Below are 21,801 nucleotides of genomic sequence, written 5' to 3'. Positions count from 1 at the left end.
CCTCGGACGGGTGCTCGACCCGGATCTCCAGGATGTCCTCGGGAATGACGCTCTTGAGCTCGGCGGGCTTGCCCTTGGCGATCATCCGGCCGCGCGAGATCAGCACCAGCTCGTCGCAGTATTCGGCCTCTTCCATGTAATGGGTGGTGACGAACACGGTGGTGCCGCGCTGCGCCATCTGCGCGATCAGATCCCAGAACTGGCGGCGCGACAGCGGATCGACCCCCGAGGTCGGCTCGTCGAGGAACAGGATCGGCGGCTCGTGCAGCACCGCACAGCCCAGCGCCAGGCGCTGTTTCCAGCCGCCGGCCAGCGACCGGGTCAGGCTGTTGCGCTTGTCCGCCAGGCCCGCCATGTCCAGCACCCAGTCCTTGCGTTCGCGGCGCCTGGTCCGGGGCACGTTGTAGATGCCGGCAAAGAAGTCGATGTTTTCCTCGACCGAAAGGTCGTCGTAGAGCGAAAATTTCTGCGACATGTAGCCGATGTGGCGCTTGATGGTCTCGGACTCGGTCATGATGTCGAAACCCGCCACCCGGCCCGCGCCGGAACTCGGCAGCAACAGGCCGCACAGCATGCGGATGGTGGTCGACTTGCCCGCGCCGTTGGGGCCGAGAAAGCCGAACACCTGGCCGGCTTCCACGCTGAGCGAGACGCGGTCGACGGCGACGAAATCGCCGAACCTCCGCGTCAGGTCGCGCACTTCGACGGCGTGGTCCGTGTTCATGCCGCCGCCTCGGCGTCATCCCGCGTCACCCGATGGATGAACACGTCTTCCAGCGTCGGGGCAATGACTTTTTCCGCCAGCACCGCGATGCCCGCCTGCTGCAGGATGGCCCGGGCCTGCTCCGCTTCCGCCGCCTCTTCGGCATACAGATGCAGCATGCCGCCGAACAGGCTGACACGATTGGCGCCCAGCTGCGCGGCAAGCGCCTCGCGCGCGAGGCGCGGCTGCGCGGTTGCCAGTTCCAGCAGTTGGCCGGGGAGGCCTTCTTTCAGTTTCTGCGGGGTGTCGCACTGGATCAGGCGGCCGCGATGCATCAGGCCGACGCGGCTGCAACGCTCCGCTTCGTCGAGGTAGGCGGTGGAAACGAAGATCGTCACCCCTTCCTTCAGCATGGCGTAGAGGATGCGCCAGAAATCGCGCCGCGACACCGGGTCGACGCCGTTGGTGGGCTCGTCGAGAAACAGGATTTCCGGCTTGTGGATCAGCGCGCAGGCCAGCCCCAGCTTCTGCTTCATGCCGCCGGAAAGATTGCGCGCCTGGCGCTTTCTGAACGGCGTCAGGTTGGAAAAGCCGAGCAGGCGCTGTTCCAGCGGCTCGCGCTCGCGCCGCGGCACTTCGTACAGGTCGGCGTAGAAGCGCAGGTTTTCCTCGACCGTGAGGTCGCCGTACAGGCCGAAACGCTGCGACATGTAGCTGATGCGCACCTTGATGGCCTCCGCCTCGTCGTGGATGGAAAACCCTGCCACCGTGGCCGCGCCTTCGCTGGCGGCGAGAATGCCGGTCAGCATGCGCATGGCGGTGGTCTTGCCGGCGCCGTCCGGCCCCACCAGACCGAAGATCTCGCCGCGCCGCACCTGCAGGTCGAGCCCGCGCACCGCCCACATGCCGCCGAATGCGCGTCCCAGCCCGCTGGCCGCGATGGCGATTTCGTTCACACCGTGTCTCCGTGCGCGGCCAGAGGGATCATTGCCAGCTCCCGCCCGCCGCCGAGATGTACACATCGCCCGGCATGCCCGGCTTGAGCGTGCCGTCCTGGTTGTCGACGCTCACATTCACCGCGAACACCAGCTTCACCCGCTCTTCCTGGGTCTGCACGTTCTTGGGGGTGAACTCCGCCTGCGACGACACGTAGCTCACCCGGCCCTCGAATTCGCGCTCGGGGAAGGTGTCGACCTTGACCCGGGCGGCGGCGCCCAGGCGCACCTTGCCGATCTGGTTTTCCGGAATGTAGACCCTGAGCCAGGGCCGGGAAATATCGGTGACCGTCACCACCGGGCGCCCGGCGCCCAGGGTTTCGCCCACCTCGGCATGCTTGCGGGCAACCACGCCATCTATCGGGCTGGTCACCTGCAAGTCCTCCAGGGCGACGCGGGCGGCGGCGACCGCCGCCCGCGCTTCGTCGCTTTGCGCACGCGCGGCGTTGACGGTTTCGGGGCGATAGCCGCTTTGCAGCAACTTGAGCCGTTCCTGTGCCGCGCTCGCCTGCTGCGCCGCGACGACGGCCGCGGTGCGATCCCTGTCGCGCCGCTGCTGGCTGGTGGCGCCGCCCTCGAAGAGCACCTCGGAACGCCGCGCCTCTTCGTCAAGGTTGGCCCGGTTGGCGCGCGCCTGTTCGAGCTGCGCGCGTGCCTCGGCGATTTCCGGCGCGCGATAGCCCTGCTGCAGATCCTTGAGGCGGGCCTCGGCAGCCTGCTGCGCGGCTTCCGCCTGGCGCAGCCGGGCGGCGGCCTCGCGGTCGTCGAGCGCCGCCAGCAGATCGCCCGCCTTGACGCGGCTGCCTTCATCCACCGGCCGCTTGCCCAGGATGCCCGGCACCCGGAAGGCGGCGGCGACCTCGGTCGCATCCACCGTGCCCGAGGCGAATACCGTGCTTTCGTCCAGCCGCTCCGCCCAGGGCGCGAATTTCCACAGCGCAGCGGCGACGATGCCGGCAGCGACGACGCCGCCGATGACGATCTTCCTGTTCATAGTCTTGCTCCTTGCTGGATGGCGTGCCCCGCAAGGTTTTTTGCGGTGAGGTCTTGATCGGGAAAAGCAGCGGCATGCACACTCCCGGCAGCGATGTCGGCCTCGCAAGCCCTTATGCCGTCGTGCCAGGCGAGGTAGTGCGCAGGCGTGCGGGGGGCGGTTGCGGACGAGGACGGCGGCATGCCGGTTTTCCTGCCGGCCTCCGCGGGCCGGAAGCTGTCCGGCGCGAGCTCGCCGGTGGCGCGCAGCAACTGCGCCTGACTCACGGCGATGTCGTATCCCGCCTGCAGGCGGTTCGCCGTGGCCGACCACAGGGCGGACTCGGCGCCGAGCAGGTCGGTGATGGTGTTTTCGCCGCTGCGGTAGCGCAGGGTCTCGATGCGCAGCGCTTCGCCGGCCTCGGTTTCTCCCTGGGCGGCCGCGTCCAGCCTGGCACGCGATTCGGCCAGCGCGCCAAACGCCTGTTCGACCTCGCTGGCGATGCGGTTATGGGCGTCTTCCTGCAGCAGGGCGTTTTGCCGCTGCTCGATCACCGCCTGTTCCACCCGGCGCTTGCGGATGCTGCCGTCGAACAGGGACAGCGACAATTGCACGCCTATCTGCGAATCGTCGTAGCCTTTCCAGTCGCCGCCGCTGCTCTCCTGCGCCCTTGCCACCAGATCGACCTGCGGCAGCCGGTCGCCACGGGCGATGGCGGTTTTCTGCTGTGCCGCACGGCCCGCGGCATCCAGCCCGAGGAGATCCGGACGCTGCTGCAGGGCGCGGCTCAGCGCCGCTTCGAACGAAGCCGGCAGGACCGGCGCGGTTACCCCCAGCTCGGCCAGAACAGGCGCCGGCCCGCGCTCGCCCAGCAGGGCGACCAGCAGCGAAAGCGCATCCTTCTCGCCCTGCGTGACCGACACCTTGTCGTAGCGTGCCTGCGACAACTGCGTCTGCAGCCGGATCAGGTCGAGCTGCGCGGCGCGGCCTTCCCGAATGCGCAGGCCGATGTCCTTTTCCTCCCGCTGCAGCGCCTTGATGCGGGCGTCGAGAACCTGCCCGAGCTGCCTGAAATGCAGGGCCTTGGTGTAGGTGGCGACGACATTGAACAGCAGGTCCTGCCCGCTGGCACGCAACGCCTGGACCGACGCCTCGCGGCTGTGCACGGCCAGCGCTTCGCCGGCGGCCAGTTTGCCGCCGCGGTATAGCGGCAGCTTCAGTGCCAGACCGATGTTGGCAATATCCCTGTCCATCGGCGGAAAAACGCCTGCCTCGCGGATCGGCGTGATCAATGCCGGGTAGGCATGGCGCGTGTACGCCGCATTCAGCTCGACCCTGGGCAAATGCTGGCTGCGGGCGATATCCCGCTCCAGCGTTTGCCGGCCGACTTCGGCTTGCTGGCTTTTGATGGCCGGGTTGGATTGCACGGCGCGCTCCATCGCCTCCCACAAAGCGAGCGGATCGCCGGCAAAGGCCGTCTTCCAGGGGGAAAGAAGCAAGGTGAACAGCAGCAGGCGCGACAGGGGTTTCATACGCGCATCCATTCCGGGTTTTCCATGAAAGCCGCACCAAGTAAGTAATCAGTTACTTATTATCTGTCTCGAGCCGGGTTTGTCAAGAATTTGGGCCGCCCGTGATCGCCCATTGTTAAAAACAATAAATCTATATCTCACCGACAACGGGCGCATTCAACGCGATTGAAACCTGCGCCGGGCAATGCATGGCCGAGCGCCGTTTGCGCGCGGCTTCGCCGGGCATGGCCGGGGCTCCCAAGGCATACGGCTAGTTATTGAACGCTATCTTTATACCGCCCGACCTGGCGCCGAGCCGGCCAAGCCCGCGTCAATCAGATATCCGGGCGCTCAAGACAGGCCAGCAGGGTCGCTGCCAGCGCGCTCATGTCATCGGCACTCGTCACATAGGGCGGCATGACATAGACCGTATTGCCGATGGGACGGATGAACACCCCCCGTTCCAAAGCCGCCCGATGAAAACGGGAGGAGAAACCGGGGCGTGCCGCCGTCACGTCGAACGCCCAGATCATGCCGGCCTGGCGGAAATGGCCCACTCGCGGGTGGGCCGCCACCCCCGCCAGCGCGCGGGTGAATTCCTGCGCCTTGAGCCGGTTGGCGTCGATGACCCGGTCGGCCTCGAAGATGTCCAGCACGGCCAGCGCCGCGCGGCAGGCGAGCGGATTGCCGGTGTAGGAATGCGAATGCAGGAAGCCGCGCGCGATGGCATCGCCGTAGAACGCGGCATAGACGGCGTCGGTCGTCAGCACCGCCGACAGCGGCAGATAGCCGCCGGTGATGCCCTTGGACAGGCAGATGAAGTCGGGGCGGATGGATGCCTGCTCGAATGCGAACAGGGTGCCGGTGCGGCCGAAACCCACGGCGATCTCGTCGGCGATCAGATGCACCTGATACTGGTCGCACAGTTCGCGCGCGCGGGCCAGATAAACCGGGTGGTACATCGCCATGCCCGCCGCGCCCTGCACCAGCGGCTCGACGATGAAGGCGGCGGTGGTGGCGGCGTGCTCGGCAAGGTGCGCCTCCAGCACGGCGGCGCAGCGCAGCGCCCAGGCCTCGGCGCGCTCTCCGGGTTCGGCCAGCCGCGCATCCGGCGTCGGCACCTGTACCGAATGCCGCAACAAGGGGGCGTAGGTGTCCTTGAACAGCGCGATATCGGTCACCGACAGCGCGCCGACGGTTTCGCCGTGGTAGCCGTTTTGCAGGCTGACGAAAGCGTTTTTCCCAGCCTGCCCTGCGTTCCGCCAGTAGTGAGCGCTCATTTTCAGCGCGATTTCGGTGGCCGAGGCACCGTCCGAACCGTAGAAGGCGTGGCCGAGCCCGGTCAGCCGCGCCAGCCGCTCCGACAGCTCCACCACCGGCGCGTGGGTCGCCCCGGCCAGCATCACGTGCTCGATCTTGCCGAGCTGGTCGACGATGGCGGCATTGATGCGCGGATTGCAATGGCCGAACAGGTTGACCCACCAGCTGGAAATCGCGTCCAGGTAGCGGCGCCCGTCGACGCCGATCAGCCACGCCGCTTCGCCGCGCGCAATCGCCAGCGGCGGGACGGCTTCCAGTTGCTTCATCTGGGTGCAGGGGTGCCACACGGCGGCACGGGTGCGGCTTAATAAATCGTCCATGGACTTGAAATTGAAACTTTCCGCCCCTATTATTGGCACTCAACGGCGGCGAGTGCTAACAACGACTCGCCGCCTGCTTATTCCTTTCGGGCAGCCGCGCTGCCCATTATCAACGTACCGCAATGGAGACTTTGCAATGAAAATCCGTCCTCTGCACGACCGTGTGATTGTCAAGCGCATGGCAGAAGAGCGCAAGACCGCTTCCGGAATCGTCATCCCCGACAACGCCACCGAAAAACCCGATCAGGGCGAAATCCTCGCCGTCGGCGCCGGCAAGAAAGACGACCAGGGCAAGCTGATTCCGCTGGACGTGAAAGTCGGCGATCGCGTGCTGTTCGGCAAGTACGCCGGCCAGGCCGTCAAGATCGAAGGCGAGGAACTGCTGGTGATGCGCGAAGAAGACATCATGGGCGTGGTCGAGCAATAAGCGAACCATCGCTCATTCCATCCCAATCGAATTCAAATATTCAGGAGTAAAACATGGCAGCAAAAGACGTACGTTTTGGCGATTCCGCGCGTCACCGCATGGTGGCAGGCGTCAACATCCTGGCTGACGCCGTCAAGGTGACCCTCGGCCCGAAAGGCCGCAACGTGGTGCTCGACCGTTCCTACGGCGCCCCCACCGTGACCAAGGACGGCGTGTCGGTCGCCAAGGAAATCGAGCTGAAGGACAAGCTGGAGAACATGGGCGCGCAGATGGTCAAGGAAGTCGCTTCCAAGACCTCCGACATCGCCGGTGACGGCACCACCACCGCCACCGTGCTGGCGCAGTCCATCGTCAACGAAGGCATGAAGTACGTCGCCGCCGGGATGAACCCGATGGATCTGAAGCGCGGCATCGACAAGGCCGTGACCGCCATCACCGCCGAGCTGAAGAAGATTTCCGTGCCCTGCACCAGCAGCAAGGAAATCGCCCAGGTCGGTTCCATTTCCGCCAACTCGGATTCCTCCATCGGCGACATCATCGCCGCCGCGATGGACAAGGTCGGCAAGGAAGGCGTGATCACGGTCGAAGACAGCTCGGGCCTGGAGAACGAACTCGAAGTGGTCGAGGGCATGCAGTTCGACCGCGGCTACCTGTCGCCCTACTTCATCAACAATCCCGACAAGCAGATGGCGATCATGGAAGATCCGTTCATCCTGCTGTACGACAAGAAGATCTCCAACATCCGCGACCTGCTGCCCGTGCTGGAGCAGGTTGCCAAGGCCGGCAAGCAGCTGATGATCGTCGCCGAAGACGTCGACGGCGAAGCGCTCGCCACCCTGGTGGTGAACAACATCCGCGGCATCCTCAAGACCTGCGCCGTCAAGGCCCCGGGCTTCGGCGACCGCCGCAAGGCGATGCTGGAAGACCTGGCCATCCTGACCGGCGGCACCGTGATCGCCGAGGAAGTCGGCCTCTCGCTGGAAAAGGCCACCCTGCAGGACCTCGGCCGCGCCAAGCGCATCGAGGTCGGCAAGGAAAACACCACCCTCATCGACGGCGCCGGCAATGCCGATGCGATCAAGAACCGCATCACCCAGATCAACAAGCAGATCGATGAAGTCAGCAGCGACTACGACCGCGAGAAGCTGCAGGAGCGCAAGGCCAAGCTGGCCGGCGGCGTGGCGGTGATCAAGGTCGGTGCGGCGACCGAAGTCGAGATGAAAGAGAAGAAGGCCCGCGTCGAAGACGCGCTGCACGCCACCCGTGCCGCCGTTGAAGAAGGCATCGTCCCCGGCGGCGGCGTCGCGCTGCTGCGCGCCAAGGCCGCGGCTGCCGCGGTGAAGGGCGACAACCACGACCAGGACGCCGGCGTGAAGATCGTCCTGCGCGCCATCGAGGAGCCGCTGCGCCAGATCGTCAAGAACTGCGGCGAGGAGTCCTCGGTCGTCGTCAACAAGGTGCTGGAAGGCAAGGGCAACTTCGGCTACAACGCCGGCAACGGCGAATACGGCGACATGGTGGCGATGGGCGTGCTCGACCCCACCAAGGTCACCCGCACCGCGCTGCAGAACGCCGCGTCGATCGCCGGCCTGATGCTGACCACCGACTGCATGGTGTCCGAACTGCCGGACGACAAGGGTTCCCAGATCGGCGGCGCCGACATGGGCAGCCTGGGCGGCGGCATGGGCGGCATGGGCGGCATGATGTAAAAACCCGCGCATCCATGCGTGCAGAAGCCCCGCCTCGGCGGGGCTTTTTCATGCGCGCTCCGCTATCATCGGGCCAGCCTATCGAGGAGAGCTTGCCCGCCCATGCGCCGCCATTCGCAGCCAGGCCGGATCAACCTGTGATCTGGCCTTTCCAGCCCCCGCGCCCTGCCCTGCCGCCCGCGCTCGCGTCGCGCCTGCTGCAGCTCACGCTCAAACCCGTCAGGGAACAGACGTTGGATGAGCGCTGGGTGGTGGTGGATGTCGAAACCGGCGGACTCAACCCGCGGCACGATCCCCTGCTCGCCATCGGCGCGGTCACGGTCGAGCACAACGCCATCGCCATGGCGCCGACCTGCGAAGTGCGCTTGCGGCAGAGCGAAGCCACCGCAAGCGACAACATCCTGGTGCACGGCATCACCACCGGGCAGCAGCTCAACGGCCTGGAGCCGGCCGCGGCCTTGCTGGACTGGCTCGAATACGCCGGCGGCCAGCCGCGCCTGGCCTACCATGCCGCGTTCGACCGGCTGGCACTGGAACGTGCCAGCCAGGCCTGGCTGGGCCTGAAGGACCGCGCCGTGTGGCTCGACCTGGCGGTGCTGGCGCCACTGCTGGCGCCGCAGGGTCCGGGCTTCAACCGCCCGCTGGACGACTGGCTCGCCTACTTTCGCATTGGCGTTTATCAGCGTCACGGCGCGCTGGCCGATGCCTACGCCACCGCCCAGCTATGGCTGGCGCTGCTGCCGCTTGCGCGGGCGCACAAGCTCACCCGTCTCAAGCAGCTCAACCGCTTCGGCCGCCAGGCGCGCTGGCTCAACAGCGAACAAAAAAGCCCCCGGCTGTGACCCCGGGGGCTTGATGGCGCGTTGAGATGCGCGTCAGTGGGCGCTGGCACCCTCTGCGTTGATGCCGGTGTTCTGGCGCACGTAGAGCTCATCCCACATCTCTTCCGCGCGCTTGTCGCGGAACAGCAGGGAACCGATGATGACCATCAGGAAGCCCAGCGGAATGGAAATGAGGCCGGGGTTCTTGAGCAGGAAGAACGGTTTTTCCAGGCCCACCATGCTGGTGGTCTGGCCTTCCATTTTCTTCAGGTCGTCCTCGGCCTTCTTGATGTCCTTTTCCAGCTTGGCGATGTCCTTGTTGGCCGTCTCGATCTCCTTGGCGTCGCTCAGCGTCGGCAGCTTTTCCTGCAGCTTGGCCAGCTTCTCCGGCGCGCCCGGCTTGGCGGGTTTTTCCGGCGCAGCGGGCTTGGCCGGCTCGGATTTCACGCAGCCGTCAAGGGCAAACAGCTCGCACGCAAAGCTGCTGGCCGGCACCGCGGCAACCGCAGGCTTGGCCGGCTGGGCCGGTTCGCCTTCCAGCACTTTCCTGGCCTCCTTCACCACCGTCGCGGGATAGGTCATGTTGGGCGACACCAGCACCAGCACGATGGCGGAAATGGCGCCGACCAGCATGCCGAGGACGATGCCGTAGGTGTTGGCACGCTTCCAGTACAGGGTCAGGAACACCGCCGGCAGGTTGCTCGATGCCGCCACCGCGAAGGCCAGCGCCACCAGATGCGCCACGTTCTGGCCCTCGGCGGCGATGCCGACGTAGATGGCCAGCACGCCGACGATCAGCGAGGACACGCGCGCTGCGACGACCTGCTCCTTGGGCGAAGCGTGGTCGCCCTTGATGACGCCGACGTAGATGTCGTGCGCCATCGCCGAGGCCGCCGCCAGCACCAGGCCCGCGACCACCGCGACGATGGTGGCGAAGGCCACGGCGGCGACGAAGGCGAGGAACAGGTTGCCGAGCATGGAGTCGGGACCGCCGCCGACGAACTGCGCGAGCAGCGGCGCGGCCATGTTGCCGCCCTTGTCCATGCCGGCGATGGTGGCGGAGCCGACGTTGATCGCAGCACCCATGCCGAGGAACAGGGTCAGCACGTAGAAGCCACCGATGATGGCCATCGCCCAGATCACCGACTTGCGGGCTTCCTGTGCCGTCGGCACGGTGAAGAAGCGCATCAGGATATGCGGCATGCCGGCGGTGCCCAGCACCAGCGCCATGCCCAGCGAGATCTGGTCGATCGGGTTCTTCAGGAACAGGCCGGGCTCGAGGAAGCGCTGGCCGAGTTCCGCCGGCGTCATGTTGGTGGCGGCGTCGCCCACCAGCTTGGCGACCTGCGCCTGCACCTTGGGATCGCCGACCACCGCGGTGAGGAAACCGGGCAGCGAGAAGCCGTACTGGCCCCAGGTGAACAGCACCAGCAGGATGGACGCGGTCACCAGCAGGATCGCCTTGATGATCTGCACCCAGGTGGTCGCCTTCATGCCGCCGAACACCACGTAGGCCAGCATCAGCACGCCGACGCCGATGACCGAGATGTGATAGTCGATGCCGATCAGCGTCTTGATCAGCACGCCGCCGCCGACCATCTGTGCGGTCAGGTAGAAGGTCGAGACGGTGATGGTGGACAGCGCGGCGACGGTCTTGGATGCCTTGGGCTGGTTGCGGAAGGCCAGCACGTCGCCCAAGGTGTATTTGCCGATGTTGCGGCAGGGCTCGGCGATCACCAGCAGCACGGTGATGTAGGCCACCAGCCAGCCGACCGAATACATGAAGCCGTCATAGCCGTACAGTGAGATCAGGCCGGCAATGCCGAGGAAGGACGCGGCCGACAGGTAATCGCCGGCAATCGCCCAGCCGTTCTGCACCCCGGTGACGGAGCGTCCGGCGGCATAGAATTCCGACGTCGTATGCGTCTGCCTGGCCGCCCAGTAGGTGATGTACATGGTGATGGCGATGATGGCACCGAACACCGCGAAGGTCATCCATTTGAATTCGTCGGCCACCGCGCCGGTGCCGGCAAAAGCCAGTCCCGAGACAAGCAGCGCCGCTGCGCCCAACAGGGGAAGGGTGTAGCGTCCCATTATTTTCTCCCTCCGATGCTCTCGACATCACGCACAATTTCTGCGGCCATGGCATCGTATTCTCGGTTGGCGCGCCGGGCATAGACACCGGCGATGGCCCAGGCCACGATGAATTCGGAAAGCGCAAACAGAATGCCCACGTTGACCGGTCCCCACACCTTGATCTTGAACAGCTCCTGGAAATAGGCGGCCCCCACCGGCAACAGGAAGTAATAGACGATGGAGAACAACATCAGACCCCATAGGAAAGTGGTTTTCTTTCTGTGTAGCGCCTGGAACCGCGGATCCTGATCGATCGCGGCCCAATTCAGTTGTGGACTGGACATGGAAGACTCCTCTGGCTAGTTGACGTTATATCCCGATTCGTGCGCCGGAGCGGCTGGGCAGGAACCCGGAGGCAACCTTAGCGTAAAAAACGCCCTAGATGAAGGCCAAGGACAAGAGACGGGCGCAATCCGCCCGCCGAACGCGTCAGTACTCGAAATAGCTGCTCAGGACCGCCTGCAGTTTGCGCGCCTGCCGGAACGCCTCCTTCAGGATGCGCCGGTCCAGTGCATTGAGCTGTTCCGGGTCGATCCGATTGCCCACCGGCTCCCCTTTCGCCTGCGCCATATGCTGATGGCGCAGGCGCAGCAGCTGGATGAAATGGAAAGCCGCCACCCAGGCCTCGATCTCGTCGGGCGCCAAGTTCCACGCGCGTCCGGCAGCCCGCAGCCGCGCCGCCGTTCCGGTTTCGCCGACCCCGGCATACAGCGAAAAAATGCGCGCGGCATCGACAAAAGGCGTGATGCCATTGATCTTGAGATCCAGCGTGTGCGCCTGCGGCCCGTCCGTCGCCACCACGAAATCCCGCATCAGTCCGAGCGGCGGACGATTGGCCAGGGCATTCTCCGCCATGCGCTTGAGAAACAGGCGGTTGTCCCTGATGCTGTCGTTCAGCCAGCCGCGCAATTCGTCAGGCAAGGCGCGTGCGCCATACAGCGGACGAAAATCGAAAAAGATGCTGGCATGCAGCAGGGCCGGCGCATCCCCCCGGTGTATCCAGTTGGCGAACGTGGTGCGCCACGCCTCCAGGCTTTGACACCATTTTGGATTGCTGGCCATGACCTCCCCCTTGCACAGGGGAAAGCCGCACGCCGCGAGGCGGTGGTTCACCCGCCCGGCAAAGGCCAGCAGAGCCGCGCGCTGCTCCTCGGTCGCGCCCCGGTAGATCAGCGCATTGTCCTGGTCGGTGGCGAGCGTCTGCTCCATGCGCCCTTCCGAGCCCAGCGCCAGCCAGCACCACTCCACATCAGGCAGGTCGGCCGCATGGCTTTCGAGTTCGATCACCCGCCGCGCCAACCGGTCATTCAGGCTGGACAGGATGGCGGTGAGGTTTTCCGAGTCCATGCCCTGCGCCAGCAGATTGCGGGCGAGCGCGCCGATATCCTGCGCCAGCGTGGGCAGGCTGGCCGCGTCCCCGGCGCGCGCGATGGCGCCGCTGATGCCCTCCATGGACAGGCGGCGCAGCGCAAACACGTCCTTTTCCGAGACCACCCCGACGAGCCGGCCACCCTCCACCAGCGGCACATGGTGGATGCCCTCACGCGCCATCAGCAGCAAGGCGTCCGCTACCGGCGCCGCACCATCCAGCGTGGCCGGGCCGGGCGTCATCACGGCGGAGATCGGCGTGCTCAGAGGAATGCCGGCCAGCGTCACGCGCTTCAAAACATCCTTCAGCGTCAGAATGCCCACTGGCGCCGCCGCGGCATCCCTGACCACGACCGATCCCACCCTGGCCTCGTTCATGGCCGCCAGCGCCTCCGCCAGGAGCGTATCGGGCCCGACCGCCAGCGGCGTCCGGCGAATCAGGCTGCGCACCGGGCGGGTGAAACGGTTTTCGTCATCCTGCGCCAGCGCATAGTCGGACTGCACCACTCGCTGCGATTGCTCCAGCAGGCTGGCAATCCGCCGCGTGCAAAAGTCGCCGAAAGCCCGGCTGCGTCCGAGCAAGGCGTGGAAGTCGGCGGCCGCCAGGCGATAGCAGAACGTATCGGTTGCCGCGAGGTAACGGTTCGCCACCGCACGTCCGCTCAGCAATGCCCCCAGCGGGAACATCTCGCCGCTGGTCAACTGCAGCAGGCGCGTGCCCTCGCGGCCCGGCGCCTCGCCTTCGATCACCCCCTGCTTGACGATGCACAGGGCGTCCGGGGGACTGCCGCCGGCTTCCAGTACGCTTGCATGCTGCGGAAAATACGCAAGCGTCAGGCGCTCCACCAGCCACGCCAGGTCCGCCTCCGCCATGTCGGAAAAAGGCGCCTGCATGCGCAGGCCTTCGGCAGTGGCTTGCAGCAGGCTGCTGGCGAAGGGAGGGGACGTGGCCATGGCGCAATATTAGTTGATCCCGGCGCCGTCCCGTCATCCCCGCCATCTGCTGCCGAGGCCCGCCAACGTCCACGCCTGTTGACTTGCGGGCCGACTCGGGGTTTAATTGCGCGCTTTCCTGACCGCAGCGGGCGGGAAAAGACCTAAAAAATAAAATGGCCAGGTAGCTCAGTTGGTAGAGCAGCGGATTGAAAATCCGCGTGTCGACGGTTCGATTCCGCCCCTGGCCACCAGTATTCAAGCGGCTCCCAGCGATGGGGGCCGTTTCTTATTTGTGGCAGCGTGACTGAATCTGACAACTCGATCCAGTCTCACTGCTTACCTCATACCGCTGCTCGAGCTGGCCGCCAGCAAGGCCCTCTAGCTTCCGGCAGATCCCAGACGACGCCTCGAAACTGATCGAGGGCGGGTTTTCCGTATTCTTTTTGTAATTGCATCGCGTCACCGACCAAACACGGTCAGCCGCTGACTGCCATGCGCTTCAAGGATGCCCCCCGGCGCAATCAGAGACGACCCGCGCGCCGCTTCCTGCGTGCGAAACGCCTCCGTCAGTGAACGCCGGGACCAGGGATCGCCCCAGTCGCCGGATCGGCAGCCAATGTCACAGTCACGGCTGCCCTACTATTCCGGAGGCTGGCTCGACAGAGCCGATCAAAACCGCATCCATTCAGCACCGAGGCGAGGGTGTTGACGTAACGGGGTTATCCGGCCCCAGCGCTGACTACAATTCGAGAGGCTTCGAGGCAGTGCCCACCAGTCCGGCGAGCCGGTTTTTCCGGCGGCAAGCGTCCGCCACCAGCACATCCAGCGGCTCGCGATTCTCGCGGGCCGTTTTTGCCTTGGCTTCCCAGTAGACGCGCTTCTCCTCGTTCTTTTCGCGCTCCGCGTTCGCCTGCGCGATCAACTCCAGCTCCTCGATCTTGAGCAGATCGGCTACCCGCGACGCGATGTAATCGTCCATGACCCTGCGGCGCTTCCGGTACATGGTGATGTTGGAAGGCTCCAGATCCAGCATTTTTGCCAACTGGTAATCGGAAGTTAAACCGATCAATTTCTTTACAGCATCAAGATATTCCAAGGTTCCCATTTTTTTCCTTTTTGTGTGCCGCCTGTTCGCGGTTTTCCATCTGCGTCCACCCCCTGGAGCGGGGATGCACGCTCGACGAACCGGGCGATGCCGCCGCCTGTCATGTGCCCGCTTGTCACCCGATATGGGTCATCTGGTCATGGCAGGCCCCGTTCTGCCTATGCTTTTGGTAGGCATTGCTCATTGATAGGAAGGCCCGCCCTATCCAGAATTGCATTTACCAGCTGGCCGGGCGGATGCCCGCCAGCGACAGGCCGTACTGCGCGGGCTGGAGAAGCAGGGACGCGGCGGAAGACGTCTCGTAGCGTTCGCCGCCGTTGGCGCCACGGCGCCGCTCGTCGCCGTATGGATGGCTCGTTTCCTCCGCCGCCTGCGGTCGAGCCTTGCCGCGCGGTACGGCTTGCCGCTCGTCTGCATTCGCAAGTGGCTTGCTGCGCGGGCCGGCGTGATGTTCTTGCGGGCTCGCCGGCCGCACGTCCGTTTCGCTGGCCTCGGCCAAAAACGCCGGATTGATGGGCTTCGGCAGGGACAGCAGCTGGCTGAAGAAAAACAGCGCCAGGCCGACGGCAAGCAGCAGATACAGCAGCGACATCAAGCCGAAGACGTAGCTGAGGGTGGTTCTCATTGAAAGCAGGACGGAGCCCAGTGAAACCATGAAGTAGGCCAGCATCAAAACAAGCAAGTAGTTCATTTTCAGGTAGTAAAGTCGTAACGGCCGGCCGCGGCCGGATTAATCGGTCTATCTTCGCCGCGCCGCCATGACGGAACGCGCGCCTGCGCTGCCGAAGCCGGTTGCAGCGGGTCCGGCGCTTCGCCCGCCACGGCAAACGGCAAGGCCAAGGCTTCGTTCAGAGCGCGTGCATGGCGATCACCTGGCCGGGTTGAGGGGCGGCGGGCGGTATTGCATGGCTTATTGCATGGCTTGAGCGGATCCCTCCATCTCCCCCGACTTGAGCGGCGGCCGCGGTGGCGGCGTGGCGTAGAACACCTTGTCCTTGTCGTCGCCCTTGATCCCCTGGCGCTGGCTGCGCTTGAACGGATGCTTCATCAGCACCAGTCCATCCTGCTGCGCCGCCTCGCGCTGCGCGATTTCCAGGTCGCCTGCAGCCTGCCCGTCCCATGGCATGACGTAGTAGGCGGGCGACTCGCGGTCCGGCAGCTGCAGCCAGAGATAGATCGCCTCGTCGTCTTTCGGGCGCACCGCCAGCACCACCGCCTCCTCGGCCTGGGAAAAGTATTCCTGATCGATCGGCCTGGGCTGCGACAGCAACTGGTTGAAGAGATACAGCGCCAGGCCCACCGAAACCACCAGATAAAGCAGCGAGGTCAGCCGGAAAACGTGGCTGCGGGTGGTCCGCAGCGAAAACAGGGCGTAGCCCAGGGAAACGATGAGATAGGCGACCAGCAGGGCAAGCAGGATGTTCATTTGTAGGCATCGAAGTTGTAGCCGCCGGGCGCGTCGGTGCGCAGGGCCTTCGGCGCAGCGTTGACGCTGGAAGCAAGCAGTTCGCCCTTGTCGTCCAGCTTGAAGCGGAACACGGTCTGCTCCTCTCCGGGCTTGCGCAGGACCACGTCGGACACCAGTATCTGCCGGCTTACGCGCGAACTGCCGCTCGGCTTGATGGTGGACACCAGAACCTTGACCTTGAGCGGCCAGACGTTGGCGCGGTTGAAATACATGTGCAGGTTGACGGCGTATTCGCCCGCCGGGATGTCGCGCGAGAAGGCGTTCTCGTAGTTCAGGTTGGAGGCGTCGTTGCGGAAGCCGATGTCGTCCCGCAGCAGGTTGAAGACCTGGCCGCCGAGGTTGGAATAGCCGACGGCAACGTCGCCCGGCGCCTGCACCCAGAGGTCGACGTCGGCGTCGACGCGGTCGTCCCAGCGCGCTTCAACGATCACGTTTCCGGGCGCCGACACCTCCTTGCTCTCTTCCTGCTTTTGCTTGGGCGGGTTGATGTGGGGCAGCATGATGACGACCAGCGACACGAACCCGAGCAGCGCGAGGGTGATGACGTCGCGGAACACGACGTCGGAATCGTCCTCGGCTTCGGCATCGAACGAAAAATGCTTGCTCATCGCGAACGGCTATTGCGGATCCGCCGATTCCAGGATGGCGGCAATCAGGTTGACCACCCCGGTACGCAGCATGTTGTAGTTGGCGTTCAGCCACAGGTTGGTGATGGCGCCCACCAGGGTGGTGTAGAGCGCAACGCCCATGCCATTGGTGAGCGCGCCCACCAGCTTGCCGACCTGGGCCGCATCGCCCACCGCATTGGGCGGAATGTTGGTCAGCACCATGATGAAGCCGATCACCGTGCCGAGCAGGCCCAGCATGACCAGGCTGGACGAGATGTACTTGACGAAGGAGATGCGCGCAAACAGCTTGATCTCGAACGCCTCCTTCACGCTTTCACGGTCGGCCTGCCTGCTCTTGTCGGCAAACTCCTTGAGCTTGCCCTTGTCGCCGCGCTTGACCCAGTTGAGTTCGCGGCTCGTCTTCCAGACGCGAAATCCGCACAGCACCATGCCGTAGAGGAACAGGCCGGCGATCACGTACACGATGTAGGAGCTGTCCGCCAGGAAAACGGGCACGACCATGCCGTTCATGTGGAACACCCACAGAATGGCGAAACCCACCACGTTCAAGGCCAGCCAGCGATAGAAAAGCAGGTAGTCCCATTTCATTCTTGTGATTCCTCAGACAACGGCATCGGCCTGTCCGGCGCGGTGCCGCAACCGGGCGCAAGTCAATGCCGTCGGGGCTCCGGGATGGGTCCTGCGCCGTCGGGTTTTGGCCGTTGGCGCAGGGAACCCGTTTCAATGATCGACGGTGAGCGGGTAGCCGAGCTGGGCCATGCCGAGAAACGCCTGTTCGCTGGCCACCGCGGCATGCTTGATCACGGCCGCGCTATCCTGTTTCTTGGCGGCTTCCTGGGCCTGGGCCAGAGCGCCGGCCGCCGTCGTCCACAGCGCGCGCTTGCTCTTTGCCATGTCGACGACGAACACCGCATTCGACAGCGCCTGCGCCGCATCGGCCGTCAACGCCGCGCCGGCCGCGTTTTCAGCCGCATGCGCGCCCGTGACGCCAAGCAGCAAGCTGCCTGCGGCCAACATGCGGACCGCACCCCGAAATACATTCATCCCTGTTCTCCTTGAATAAGTGGGCAGCACCTGTCGTGCGCTGCGGATCATTTCCTGAATACCGATGCCTGCAGCGGCAGACCGTTGCTCAGGTAGCTGTGGTAGTACTCGAGGTTGTTGTATTCCTCGCCGCCGATTTCAAGCGGTGCCAGGCGCACCATCTGGTTGCACGCGGCATAGCGGCGCTGCAGGGTGAACAGCGTGTAGTCGCCGCCGCGGAATGCCGGCCAGTGGGTGGCCTGGCCGGGCGCCATCGAGAGATACTCGGTGCGCAGGACGTTGCCGACGTTGCTGATATGGCAGCCCGCGCAGGAGAAGTTCAGCTGGCCGCGGCGCTGGTGAAAGAAGCGCTTGCCGGCCTCATAGGCTGCCAGCGCGCCCTCGCCTTCCACCTTGACGTTCATCTTCATGCCATCGGACAGGGTACGGGCATAGGCCGTCAGCAGACCCATGGTGTTCATGTCGCTGTGCTTGTAGGCCGTCTCGCCGTTGGCCGTGCGGCACTGGTTGAGCGCCATTTCGAAGGTCACCACTTTTTTGGCGGCGGCATCGTACATCGGGTAGTTGCCGACCACGTTCTTGCCGCCGCGCGGGAAGCAGTCGGCGTAGCGCTTGCCGTTCTGGAACGGGGTTTCCCACAGCTTGGCGCCTTTCTCGATTTCGGCGTCATAAGGCGGGAAGGTCATGACGGCGTCGTACTGGGCCTTGGCGTCGGGGCTGAATGCCAGCGCGCCGTGCACGTAATCCTCGAACTTGATTTCGGGGTACTTTTTCTGCACCGCCTTCACCACGTTCAGGCGGTCGTCTTCCGGTGCAGCCTGCACATTCGCGGCGACCGCGAGCCATCCCAGGCAGGACATGATCCAGATCAGTTGCTTCATTTTTCTCTCCTACGGTGTCGATAATGAATACGCGCCATTACAGCCCGTAGATGTAATCCACTACTTTGTTGATCTCGTCGTCGCTCAGGATCTTGTGCTTGCCGAAGGGCGGCATGAGCGTGTCGGCGTTGGCCTTCGACGCGTCCCAAACCTGGGCGTAGAGCTTCGCGCGCTCCGGAAAGCGTTCCTTCATGCTGATCAGCGGCGGCGCGATGTTGGTGCTGGTGACGGCTTTCGATTCACCCGGCATGGCGTGGCAGGCCAGGCAATTGCCCTTGCGGTTGTCGAAAGCCAGTTCCTGCCCGGTGGGCGCCTTGGGTTCGTCCGCGCGTACCGTCTGCGCGAACCCGGCCATCAGAATCAGGCATGCGCCGGCGGCGCGGATGCTCGTGGAAAATTGATACATGTGTCCTCCTTGGTTTATCCAGGCGCTACCGCCCGGGCTTACTGAAAAACGCACGGCCCCGGTTTCAGGTCCGGGCAGGTCGTGCTGGCATCGGTCCGCATCCCCGACACCTCCGCCTCGCTGAAATCGGCCGCATGCAGGTTGGCGCCCAGAAAATTCGTGTCCGCCATGTCGGCGAACAGGAAACGGGCCTCGTACAAATCCGCGTCCTTGAAATTTGCGCCGTGCAGATCGGCGCCTTCCAGGTCGGCGCGCTCCATCAGGGCGCCGCTGAAATCGACCCCGGCCAGCTTGGCCTGGGTGAAGCTCGTGCGGTTGGCGTTCACCCCGGCAAGATTGCTGCCCTGCAGATCGGCGCCATTCATGACCGTGCCGCCGATCACCGCCCCGCTCAGGTCGACGCCGGCCAGGCGGGCCTTGAACAGATTGGCGCCGATCAGGAATGCGCCGCGCAGATCGGCGCGCGACAAATCCGCCTCGCGCAGATCGGCGCCGAGCAGGTTTTGCCCCCTCAGATCGACGCCCGTCAGATCGCATCCGACGCAGCTGTTGGTGGCGACCAGGCGGTTGCGGTTTTCCGTCTGCGCCGCGCCCGGCTGGGCATAGGCCGCGCATGCCGCAAGCGCGGCCAGTACGCCAAACGTTGCGCGGACCAGGGCCGCGCGCGGCGGCAGCAGGGAATCGGCTCGACTCATCGGATGCGCTCCTCGGTTGTCCAGTCTGCAATCGCCGCCTGTGCCGCGGCCGGCACCGGGGCATCTCCGCATACGTTTACTTTTCGTCCACCGAAAAACGGGTCTGCAGCGGCTGCTCGCCCTGCATGGTGACCGTCAGCACCATCTTGGTCCCCTTGCCGGGCTTGATGCGCGCGTCCTTGACGGCCAACTCGTTGGCGGCGGCCGGCTTCAGGTTCACCGAGACCGAGCCGTTTCCGTCGATCAGGCGCAAGGTGGCCTTGGCCCCCTTGGTCGGCTGCGGCGCATCGCCGTGGTCGGTGACCCAGACGCGCGCTTCGCCGCTTTTAACCGCCAGCTCGAAGTGGTACATCTCCGCCATGCGCACCATGCCGCCGTGCGCGCCCTTGATCGTGGCCAGATAGTCGTTGCTGTGCGCCCACGCCAGCACTGGCAGGCTTAACAAAGCCATCAGGAATATGCCGGCCAGCCGGTGTGCCGCATATGCCAAATGGCTCGGATTCAGAATGCTGATATTCATTTCGCTTCTCCTTGCTCGCATCGACGATGCATCACAGTGAAAAACCGCCGGCAGCGGATGCTGCCGGCGGGACAACCCGATTACACCGAGGTGCTACGGGAGAACTTCAGGCCTTCCCAGCTCTCGGGAACCACGACGTGGTCGTGCATGCCGCCAGGACAAGGCAGGCGCGCTTCGATCTTGTCGTTTTCGACGTTGAGCACCACCAGGCCGGACTGGCCTGCCTGGTGTCCGCTGTACACGGTGGTCATGTACTTGCCGTCGACGGTGCAGTCGCAGGTGTGGGGGTCCGGACCGGTATCCCACTTGGCGACCACCTGCCAGGTCTTGGAATCGACCTTGCAGATGTAGCCGTTGTTGGGCTTGCGCGCCCACATGGTGAAGTAGACGAAGCGCGAATCCGGCACGTTGCCCATGTGCAGCGGCAGGTACTTGGTGCCGAAGCCTTCGACGAAGGTCTCCTTCTTCCACTTGTTGGGGTTTTCGTCGGTCGAGCGGTACACCGCGATGTTGTTCTGCAGCACGTTGTTACAGGCCACAAAATAATCACCGCTGGTGATGAAGCCCGCTTCGTGCAGAGGCGTCAGCACGGAAGGCACGGCGAAGGTCCAGGTGAAGCCGGTCTGCTTGACCAGCGGGAAGTTGTCCGGCGAGCCCTTGGCGGTCGACAGCAGCGCCACGACTTCCCAGGTGCGGGTGTCGACGATGGCGCAGCAGCCGAGGCGGCGGATCAGGATGGCGCCGAACGGCAGCGTGGGGTGCCAGGTGAAGGCATCCACGAACACTGCGGTGGGGTCGGCCGGCATCAGCTCTTCGCCCAGCATCGCTTCGTGGGTGGTCTTCATGCCCTTGCGGCCCACGAAGTCGAACTTGCCCGTGGTGGCATCGGGGAAGATGTGGCTGATATTGAGCTGGCGCGCGATCGGATCGTAGTCGCAGCGGAAGGCCTTGACGGTCTTCGGCACGTCGCCCAGATCGGTGATCAGCACCATGTCCTTCTGGCCGTCCGCGAACGCCACGTACTTGTTGGCGTTTTCGCCCACGCCGATGGAGACGTGTACGCCCAGCGACATGCCGGTGGTTTCACCGATGTCGTTGACCACGCTGATCGAGTTCTGCTTGCCGCTGCCGTCGTAGCGCATCTTGAACATCTTGAAGTCGCCACGGTTACGCCACTCGGGAGAGTTCTCGTTGACGTAGGGCGATGCCGGCGGCTGCATGGTCTGGTAGAAGTCGAAGCCCTTGTAGGGATCGGCAGACGGCATGGAAGCGATGTGGTGGGGGATCGGCATGTCGATGCCGTGCAGACCGTAGGAATACCAGGCCAGGGTCTCGGGCACGGACAAGTCCATCGCCTGCACGTAGCCGCCGTACTTGCTCGGCAGCAGCACCACGTTGCCCTTGAATTTGCCGAACAGCTCAGCCTGGGCTTCGCCAACGGGGTTGTGCACGGCGGCGAACGCGCTGCCGGAGTTAAGCATGGTGGCGGAACCGGCAACGCCGGCCGCGACTGCGCCCTTCATGAACTGCCTTCTGTTGATACTCATTGCATTCTCCTTAAGTTTTCGACCTGAAGCCATCGGCTCAGATGTCGCCCTTTTTCCACTTTTGCGGGCCCACGAACACCTTCTGGACCACACCCTTTTCGTCCAGCAGGAACGAGGTCGGCAGGCCGCGGATGCCCAGGCGGGTCGACACACCGTCTGCGCTCAGCGCATCGTTCGGCGCGACATAGATCTTGGTGGTCTTCAGATTCTTTTCCTTCTTGATGAAGTGCATGGTCTTCACCGAGTTGGGAATGACTGCTTTCGGTCCGCCCATCAGCGCAGCGCCC

Annotated in this window: 22 protein-coding genes, 1 tRNA gene and 1 pseudogene; 4 read left to right on the top strand and 20 right to left on the bottom strand. The window is 64.5% G+C overall.

Features of this window, described 5'->3' with window-relative positions:
• The 5 genes from BGO62_RS02505 to bioA form a co-directional block, all read right to left on the bottom strand.
• Positions 1–724, bottom strand: a 724-nt coding sequence (locus BGO62_RS02505; protein WP_296639003.1) for an ABC transporter ATP-binding protein, incomplete at its 3' end; no start/stop codon positions are given.
• Positions 721–1,659 carry an ABC transporter ATP-binding protein gene (locus tag BGO62_RS02500; RefSeq protein ID WP_296639002.1) on the bottom strand — a complete coding sequence of 313 codons (939 nt, stop codon included), beginning with the start codon at positions 1,657–1,659 and terminating at the stop codon, positions 721–723. The genes BGO62_RS02500 and BGO62_RS02505, both read right to left, overlap by 4 nt.
• Before the next feature lie 28 nt (positions 1,660–1,687).
• Complete coding sequence (locus BGO62_RS02495; RefSeq protein ID WP_296639001.1) at positions 1,688–2,692, bottom strand: efflux RND transporter periplasmic adaptor subunit; 1,005 nt, start codon at positions 2,690–2,692, stop codon at positions 1,688–1,690.
• On the bottom strand, positions 2,689–4,203 hold the full coding sequence (locus BGO62_RS02490) for a TolC family protein (protein ID WP_296639000.1): 1,515 nt from the start codon (positions 4,201–4,203) through the stop codon (positions 2,689–2,691). The genes BGO62_RS02495 and BGO62_RS02490 overlap by 4 nt, the downstream gene beginning before the upstream one ends.
• A 314-nt stretch (positions 4,204–4,517) precedes the next feature.
• On the bottom strand, positions 4,518–5,822 hold the full coding sequence (gene bioA, locus BGO62_RS02485) for an adenosylmethionine--8-amino-7-oxononanoate transaminase (RefSeq protein ID WP_296638999.1): 1,305 nt from the start codon (positions 5,820–5,822) through the stop codon (positions 4,518–4,520).
• 136 nt (positions 5,823–5,958) lie between these two features.
• Between bioA and groES the strand changes: the two genes are divergently transcribed.
• The 3 genes from groES to BGO62_RS02470 all read left to right on the top strand — a co-directional run bounded on the left by groES (position 5,959) and on the right by BGO62_RS02470 (position 8,800).
• Complete coding sequence (gene groES / locus BGO62_RS02480; protein WP_296638998.1) at positions 5,959–6,249, top strand: co-chaperone GroES; 291 nt, start codon at positions 5,959–5,961, stop codon at positions 6,247–6,249.
• Positions 6,250–6,302: 53 nt separating this feature from the next.
• A complete protein-coding gene (gene groL, locus BGO62_RS02475; protein ID WP_296638997.1) occupies positions 6,303–7,958 on the top strand; it encodes a chaperonin GroEL in 1,656 nt (551 codons plus the stop codon).
• Between the two features lie 137 nt (positions 7,959–8,095).
• A complete protein-coding gene (locus BGO62_RS02470) occupies positions 8,096–8,800 on the top strand; it encodes a 3'-5' exonuclease (protein WP_296638996.1) in 705 nt (234 codons plus the stop codon).
• 33 nt (positions 8,801–8,833) lie between these two features.
• On the opposite strand, the gene BGO62_RS02465 is transcribed toward BGO62_RS02470, so the two are convergent.
• The 3 genes from BGO62_RS02465 to BGO62_RS02455 all read right to left on the bottom strand — a co-directional run bounded on the left by BGO62_RS02465 (position 8,834) and on the right by BGO62_RS02455 (position 13,237).
• The gene (locus tag BGO62_RS02465) at positions 8,834–10,873 is read right to left on the bottom strand and encodes a cation acetate symporter (protein WP_296638995.1); all 2,040 of its coding nucleotides are present in this window, start codon (positions 10,871–10,873) and stop codon (positions 8,834–8,836) included.
• Positions 10,873–11,199, bottom strand: a complete 327-nt coding sequence (locus BGO62_RS02460; RefSeq protein WP_296638994.1) for a DUF485 domain-containing protein — start codon at positions 11,197–11,199, stop codon at positions 10,873–10,875. The genes BGO62_RS02465 and BGO62_RS02460 overlap by 1 nt, the downstream gene beginning before the upstream one ends.
• A 145-nt stretch (positions 11,200–11,344) precedes the next feature.
• Positions 11,345–13,237 (bottom strand): DUF294 nucleotidyltransferase-like domain-containing protein, encoded by a 1,893-nt coding sequence (locus BGO62_RS02455; RefSeq protein ID WP_296638993.1) that lies wholly within the window; start codon positions 13,235–13,237, stop codon positions 11,345–11,347.
• Between the two features lie 157 nt (positions 13,238–13,394).
• Here BGO62_RS02455 and BGO62_RS02450 point away from each other — a divergent pair.
• A tRNA-Phe gene (locus BGO62_RS02450) sits at positions 13,395–13,470 on the top strand.
• 488 nt (positions 13,471–13,958) lie between these two features.
• On the opposite strand, the gene BGO62_RS02445 is transcribed toward BGO62_RS02450, so the two are convergent.
• From BGO62_RS02445 to BGO62_RS02390, 12 genes and pseudogenes are all read right to left on the bottom strand, one after another.
• Entirely contained in the window at positions 13,959–14,324 is a 366-nt protein-coding gene (locus BGO62_RS02445) for a hypothetical protein (protein ID WP_296638992.1), read from the bottom strand.
• A 217-nt stretch (positions 14,325–14,541) separates the two neighbouring features.
• The gene (locus BGO62_RS02440) at positions 14,542–14,994 is read right to left on the bottom strand and encodes a hypothetical protein (RefSeq protein WP_296638991.1); all 453 of its coding nucleotides are present in this window, start codon (positions 14,992–14,994) and stop codon (positions 14,542–14,544) included.
• 240 nt (positions 14,995–15,234) lie between these two features.
• Entirely contained in the window at positions 15,235–15,750 is a 516-nt protein-coding gene (locus BGO62_RS02435) for a hypothetical protein (protein WP_296638990.1), read from the bottom strand.
• Positions 15,747–16,400 carry a hypothetical protein gene (locus tag BGO62_RS02430; RefSeq protein ID WP_296638989.1) on the bottom strand — a complete coding sequence of 218 codons (654 nt, stop codon included), beginning with the start codon at positions 16,398–16,400 and terminating at the stop codon, positions 15,747–15,749. The genes BGO62_RS02435 and BGO62_RS02430 overlap by 4 nt, the downstream gene beginning before the upstream one ends.
• A gap of 9 nt (positions 16,401–16,409) precedes the next feature.
• Positions 16,410–17,009, bottom strand: coding sequence for a MotA/TolQ/ExbB proton channel family protein (locus BGO62_RS02425; RefSeq protein ID WP_296638988.1), 600 nt, complete (start codon positions 17,007–17,009; stop codon positions 16,410–16,412).
• A 132-nt stretch (positions 17,010–17,141) separates the two neighbouring features.
• On the bottom strand, positions 17,142–17,465 hold the full coding sequence (locus BGO62_RS02420) for a hypothetical protein (RefSeq protein ID WP_296638987.1): 324 nt from the start codon (positions 17,463–17,465) through the stop codon (positions 17,142–17,144).
• A 47-nt stretch (positions 17,466–17,512) separates the two neighbouring features.
• Complete coding sequence (gene soxA / locus BGO62_RS02415; RefSeq protein ID WP_296638986.1) at positions 17,513–18,346, bottom strand: sulfur oxidation c-type cytochrome SoxA; 834 nt, start codon at positions 18,344–18,346, stop codon at positions 17,513–17,515.
• Positions 18,347–18,383: 37 nt separating this feature from the next.
• On the bottom strand, positions 18,384–18,752 hold the full coding sequence (gene soxX / locus BGO62_RS02410; protein ID WP_296638985.1) for a sulfur oxidation c-type cytochrome SoxX: 369 nt from the start codon (positions 18,750–18,752) through the stop codon (positions 18,384–18,386).
• Positions 18,753–18,790: 38 nt separating this feature from the next.
• Positions 18,791–19,447: a pentapeptide repeat-containing protein gene (locus tag BGO62_RS02405; RefSeq protein ID WP_296638984.1), complete on the bottom strand. Its 657-nt coding sequence runs from the start codon at positions 19,445–19,447 to the stop codon at positions 18,791–18,793.
• A gap of 76 nt (positions 19,448–19,523) precedes the next feature.
• A complete protein-coding gene (locus BGO62_RS02400; protein ID WP_296638983.1) occupies positions 19,524–19,967 on the bottom strand; it encodes a hypothetical protein in 444 nt (147 codons plus the stop codon).
• A gap of 80 nt (positions 19,968–20,047) precedes the next feature.
• Complete coding sequence (locus tag BGO62_RS02395; RefSeq protein WP_296638982.1) at positions 20,048–21,514, bottom strand: hypothetical protein; 1,467 nt, start codon at positions 21,512–21,514, stop codon at positions 20,048–20,050.
• A gap of 37 nt (positions 21,515–21,551) precedes the next feature.
• A pseudogene (locus BGO62_RS02390) lies at positions 21,552–21,801 on the bottom strand (TlpA family protein disulfide reductase); the annotation flags it as partial.

The organism is Thiobacillus sp. 65-1402, from assembly GCF_001897685.1.
In the GTDB taxonomy this organism is placed as follows: domain Bacteria; phylum Pseudomonadota; class Gammaproteobacteria; order Burkholderiales; family Thiobacillaceae; genus Thiobacillus.
Note: the sequence above shows the minus strand (reverse complement) of the source record. Positions and strands in the feature narration are given on the sequence as shown.